Below are 1,056 nucleotides of genomic sequence, written 5' to 3'. Positions count from 1 at the left end.
ATATAATACAACAAAAACCTACCCGAATTGTCTTTCGGATAGGTCAGAAAGGAGAAAAATTATGTTCGATCATTTGAAAGGAATAAAAAATAGAAAGGTTTACATGCGCAAAGTAATTACATACTTCGCACTACCATTATATTAAAAATTCTGTCCACTCTAAAATAGTGTCATTTTCGTCATTTTTGTCATTTTTGTCATTTTCGTCACTGTAACAAGTATATTTTTTCTGCCAAGTCATCTTTACGTGCTAAAAAGTTAGTTCTATTTAAGCGAGAGTTTGGCATGTCTTTTATTATTTCATCTCTGCGTCTACCCTTTTTTAAGTGACTTAAGAATATAAAGTCAACATGTCCTAACTTCTGTTGGGATTGATTGATAAATTCTACTTCCGCTAACATCTGAGCATGACGTTTACTCATTCTTTCACGACGTATAACTGTGTCCTCTACCTTACTACCATTCTGCCCCTGTGGTTTAGGTAGCGTAGCTTGTATACCATACTGTGCAATTGAGCTACTATCACAATCTGGTATTACAGTAATTAAGTATTTGCATGTCATTTGGTAGTTATCAATCATGTTTAATATTGCTTCTTTTGAATACAATCGAGTTCCTCCTTAATCTTCATATTTACTCAATAAGATAATAAGCTAAATCACTTATGCTCCCCCTTACTCTTTACACACAACCAAACGAGATACACAACTGGAATAATTGCTATCCACCAAGTCATTTAAATACCTCTCTCCAAAATCCATTCAAATGAGCGTGGTCATTCTCGTCAAAATCCTTAGGCACTTCCACCTCATCGTTTGCAGTTAACTTATAATACAACTCTCTACCAATCCATTTACCTAACTCATACATAGCGATAGTAAACCAAATCTTTAATATGCGTTTAATCATTCCGTTCACTCCTTAAAGTGTTTATCAAAACCTTTAGTAATATGTCTATTTCTTTTATAGAATTCTTCACGTTGTTCTTTCATTCTATTTTCAAATTCTTTTTCTTTCTCTATCCATTCTCTATTTCGCTTTTCTTTGAACTCTTTC

The 1,056-nt window shown here is 33.2% G+C and carries 2 protein-coding genes; both read right to left on the bottom strand.

What is annotated here, in order from left to right; translation table 11 throughout:
• Positions 1 to 206 precede the first annotated feature (206 nt).
• Positions 207 to 581: a hypothetical protein gene (locus AB0C84_RS46345; protein WP_361079341.1), complete on the bottom strand. Its 375-nt coding sequence runs from the start codon at positions 579 to 581 to the stop codon at positions 207 to 209.
• Positions 582 to 732: 151 nt separating this feature from the next.
• Complete coding sequence (locus AB0C84_RS46340; RefSeq protein WP_361079344.1) at positions 733 to 909, bottom strand: regulator; 177 nt, start codon at positions 907 to 909, stop codon at positions 733 to 735.
• Positions 910 to 1,056 lie beyond the last annotated feature (147 nt).

Origin of the sequence: Actinomadura sp. NPDC048955 (assembly GCF_040649435.1) — a bacterium.
In the GTDB taxonomy this organism is placed as follows: Bacteria; Actinomycetota; Actinomycetes; order Streptosporangiales; family Streptosporangiaceae; genus Spirillospora; species Spirillospora luteofluorescens.
The sequence above is the reverse complement of the archived record's forward strand: the minus strand, read 5'-3'. Positions and strand labels throughout refer to the sequence as shown.

What these genes read in the sequence shown, in the direction of transcription:
- AB0C84_RS46345 (WP_361079341.1), bottom strand. Translation starts at nt 581, where the DNA reads ATGATTGATAACTACCAAATGACATGCAAATACTTAATTACTGTAATA.
- AB0C84_RS46340 (WP_361079344.1), bottom strand. Translation starts at nt 909, where the DNA reads ATGATTAAACGCATATTAAAGATTTGGTTTACTATCGCTATGTATGAG.